This is a genomic window from uncultured Limnohabitans sp., from assembly GCF_937889215.1.
GTDB lineage: Bacteria > Pseudomonadota > Gammaproteobacteria > Burkholderiales > Burkholderiaceae_C > Limnohabitans_A.
The window spans coordinates 1-4,001 of the sequence record NZ_CALBEX010000541.1 but is presented as its reverse complement, the minus strand read 5'-3'; the positions used below and the strand labels follow the sequence as shown (position 1 = coordinate 4,001).

The following is a 4,001-nucleotide window of genomic DNA, read 5'->3' as shown; positions in this document are numbered from 1 at the left end:
CTGCTGCCAGCAGGCAGTGATTGGAAAACCCTCTCGCGCCTCTTGCCCTATTTGTGGCAATACAAATGGCGCGTGCTGATTGCCCTGAGCCTCATGGTGTGCGCCAAGCTGGCCAACGTGAGCGTGCCTTTGCTGCTCAAGGAGTTGGTCGATGCCATGAGCCTCAAGCCCGGCGACCCGCAGGTCGTGTTGGTGGTGCCGGTGGCACTGTTGGTGGGTTACGGCGCTTTGCGTTTGTTGACCTCGGCTTTCACCGAGTTGCGCGAGCTGGTATTTGCCAAAGCCACCCAAGGCGCTTCGCGCAGCATCGCCCTGGAAACCTTCGAGCACTTGCACGCTTTAAGCCTGCGCTTTCATCTGGCGCGGCAGACCGGGGGCATGACGCGCGACATCGAGCGCGGCGTACGTGGCATCGAGTCGCTGATTTCGTATTCGTTGTACAGCGTCATTCCGACCTTGATCGAGGTGGGTCTGGTGTTGACCATTTTGGCCGTCAAGTTCGACGCCTGGTTCGCGGGCATCACCTTGGCGGCCTTGGCGTTTTATATCTTCTTTACGGTGCGTGTGACCGAGTGGCGCACCCAGTTTCGCAAACAAGCCAACGAGTTCGATTCGGCTGCCCACACGCGGGCGGTTGACTCGCTGCTGAACTACGAAACCGTCAAGTACTTTGGCAATGAGCGCTTCGAGGCGGGCCGCTACGACGAAAGCCTGGAGCGCCTGCGTTTGTCGCGCCTGAAGGCACAAACCTCTTTGTCGGTGCTCAACACCGGGCAGCAGCTGATCATCGCGTCGGCCTTGGTGGCCATGCTCTGGCGTGCTACCGAAGGCGTGGTGGCCGGGCGCATGACCCTGGGCGATTTGGTCATGATCAATGCCTTCATGATCCAGCTCTACATCCCGCTCAACTTTTTGGGTGTGCTGTACCGCGAGATCAAGCAAAGCCTGACCGACTTGGACAAGATGTTTGTGCTGATGGACCGCGAGCGCGAAGTGGCTGACGCGCCTGGCGCGCAGGCGCTGGCTTTGCAAGGTGCGCCCGATGTGGTGTTTGACCGCGTGTCGTTTGCTTACGAACCCGATCGCCCGATCTTGAAGGACATCAGCTTCACCATTCCTGCGGGTAAAACTGTGGCGGTGGTTGGGCCTTCAGGTTCGGGCAAGTCCACGCTGGCGCGCTTGATGTTCCGTTTTTACGACGTGCAGCAGGGCTTCATCCGCATCGCAGGGCAAGACATCCGGCACGTCACGCAGTCGAGCGTACGCCAAGCTTTGGGCATCGTGCCGCAAGACACGGTGCTGTTCAACGACAGCGTGGCCTACAACATCGCCTATGGCCGCCCCGGGGCCAGCCAGGCCGAAATCGAGGGCGCAGCGCGTTCGGCCCGCATCCACGACTTCATCGCCTCCACGCCCAAGGGGTACCAAACCTCGGTGGGTGAGCGCGGCCTGAAATTGTCAGGTGGCGAAAAGCAGCGCGTGGCGATTGCGCGCACCTTGCTCAAAGACCCGCCGATATTGGTGTTTGACGAGGCCACCTCGGCCCTGGACTCGGCGAATGAACGCGCCATTCAGGCCGAGCTGGCCAGCGTCGCGCAAAACAAAACCACCTTGGTGATCGCGCACCGCTTGTCCACGGTGGTCGATGCCCATGAGATTTTGGTGATGGAAGCGGGACAAATCATCGAGCGCGGCAACCATGCCCAGCTGTTGGCCAGCCAGGGTCGCTACGCCAGCATGTGGGCGATGCAGCAGTCCAGCGAGTGAACCCGGGTTGTCCTGTAGGTCGGGCCTTCAGGTCCGACGTTGTGCACCAACACCTCTTGAAAATGTCACTTTGCGAAAAGATGGCTGTCGGACCATGAAGGCCCGACGAGGGATGGTTTCGTAGGGCCTTCAGGTCCGACAAGCATCGTTTTGCGCAGCGACCATGGCGGGCTTGCTGCGCGAGTTTCAGCGTTCGTCGAAGCTGATCACCACGCGCTCGCTGGTGGGGCGCGCTTGGCAGGACAGGATGAAGCCTTGTTCAACTTCGGGCTTTTCGAGCGTGAAGTTCTTCTCCATCTCGGTTGTGCCTTCCATGACTTTGCAGCGGCAGGTGCAGCACACGCCGGCTTTGCAGGAGTAGGGCAGGTCCAGTCCCAGAGACAAAGCAATGTCCAGAATCTTTTCGTTGCGGCGCATCGGCATGTTGTAAGGCTTGCCGTCCAGCACCACCGTGAGTTGCACTTCACCCGATTCACCACCAGCGCTGTTGGATGCCTGGGCGCGTTCATCGGGTTTGCCTAGAATCGCTTTGGCCCGTGCTTCGGGTGTCAGTGCGTCCAAGCTGGGCGAGCTGAAGCGTTCGGTGTGAATGCGCTCGGCTTTCAAGCCTGCGCTCAGCAGTGCCTGTTCGGTGGCTTCGATCATGGCTTCTGGCCCACAGACGAATACCTCGTCCATGCTGCTCACAGGCAAGAAGGCATCGATGATGGCTTGCACTTTGGCCGCATCGATGCGGCCTTCGAGCAGCGGCACTTCTTGCGCCTGGCGGGACAGGACATGGATCAGCGTCAGGCGTGAGGGGTAGCGGTCTTTCAGGTCTTGCAGCGCTTCGTTGAACATCACGCTGTCCATGCGGCGGTTGCCATAGACCAGGGTGAATTTGCTGTCGGGTTGTTCTTCCAGCGTGCTCGACAAAATGGACAAGATGGGCGTGATGCCCGAGCCTGCAGCAAAACCCACACGGTGGATGGCGTGGGCGCGCTGCACTACAAAACGGCCATCGGGCGGCATCACGCGCAAGGTGTCGCCCGCTTTGAGTTGGCTCGCGGCCCAGTTGGAGAACACGCCCCCTTGCACGGGGCGAATGCCCACTTCGAGCACACCGTGCTTTTGCAGTTGGCTGCGGGCCGAGCTGATGGAGTAGCTGCGGCGCACGTCGGCACCGTCGATGTCTGCTCGCAAGGTCAGAAACTGGCCCGGCTGGAAGTCGAAGCTGCTGCGCAGATCGGCGGGCACGTTCAGCGTGATGGCCACGGCGCCTGCCGCTTCGGGGTTGACGCGTGCGATCGGGAGGTCATGAAATCGGGGTGCGGACATGGTGCTTCACGGCGGCAATGCCGCTCAGTAAGGTTTGAAGTAATCGAAGGGCTCCATGCAAGCCAGGCACCGGTACAGGGCCTTGCAGGCTGTGGAGCCGAAATGGGAGGTTTCGGTGGTGTTGGCCGAGCCGCATTGCGGGCATTTCACCACCTCGGGCTTGGCTCCACGGGCTGCAAACTGCACCACGCTGGCCGCCCCTGTGCCGCTGCTGGCGCAGGTGTGCGGGGGGGCAATGCCGTAAGCGCGCAGCTTGTCTTTGGCCGCGTCGGTCATCCAGTCGGTGGTCCAGGCGGGGGCCAGTTGCGTGACCACGCGGCCTTGCAGGCCGTTAGCCGCCAACAAGGCTTTCACGTCATCTTCGATCGCACCCATGGCGGGGCAGCCGCTGTAGGTGGGCGTGATGACCACCTCCAGACCCGCATCCCCTGCGCGCACGTCGCGCAAAATGCCCAGCTCGCGCAAAGTGACCACCGGAATTTCCGGGTCGGTCAAGGCGTCGAGCAGGACCCAGGCGCGGGCCACATCGGTGGCGTTGGACTGCGAATTGAGGGCAGACATGGCTTGCACTTACCAGGTGGCTTGTGGGTGGGTGCGGGCCAGGCTTTGCATCTCGGCCAGCACGAAACCCAGGTGCTCGGAATGGAGACCTTGCTTGCCTGTGGGCACAAAGCCGCCGTCTGCTGGACGCTTCAAGGTAGCCTCTTGCAGGGCCTCGTTCACGATCTGGTTCCAGTCGTTTTGCAAAGCGGCCATGTCGATGCCCGTGCTGTTGGCCAGCGCGGCGGCTTCGTGCGGGCTGCCAGCCCAGAATTCCTGGGTGTAGGGGATTAATTGGTCAATGGCCGCTTGCGCTTTGGCGTGGGACTCGTCCGTGCCGTCACCCAGACGCACCACCCAGTCGCGCGAGTGGCGCA

4 protein-coding genes are annotated in these 4,001 nt (G+C 61.5%); 1 reads left to right on the top strand and 3 read right to left on the bottom strand.

Going from position 1 to position 4,001, the window contains the following annotated elements:
* Positions 1-1,767 carry an ABC transporter ATP-binding protein/permease gene (locus Q0341_RS13670; protein ID WP_299514378.1) on the top strand — a complete coding sequence of 589 codons (1,767 nt, stop codon included), beginning with the start codon at positions 1-3 and terminating at the stop codon, positions 1,765-1,767.
* 186 nt (positions 1,768-1,953) lie between these two features.
* On the opposite strand, the gene Q0341_RS13665 is transcribed toward Q0341_RS13670, so the two are convergent.
* From Q0341_RS13665 to Q0341_RS13655, 3 genes are all read right to left on the bottom strand, one after another.
* The gene (locus Q0341_RS13665; protein ID WP_299514376.1) at positions 1,954-3,084 is read right to left on the bottom strand and encodes a 2Fe-2S iron-sulfur cluster-binding protein; all 1,131 of its coding nucleotides are present in this window, start codon (positions 3,082-3,084) and stop codon (positions 1,954-1,956) included.
* Between the two features lie 24 nt (positions 3,085-3,108).
* On the bottom strand, positions 3,109-3,645 hold the full coding sequence (gene paaD, locus Q0341_RS13660) for a 1,2-phenylacetyl-CoA epoxidase subunit PaaD (protein WP_299514373.1): 537 nt from the start codon (positions 3,643-3,645) through the stop codon (positions 3,109-3,111).
* 9 nt (positions 3,646-3,654) lie between these two features.
* Positions 3,655-4,001 (bottom strand): Phenylacetic acid catabolic protein (locus Q0341_RS13655; RefSeq protein ID WP_299514370.1); only part of this gene is annotated, 347 nt, incomplete at its 5' end.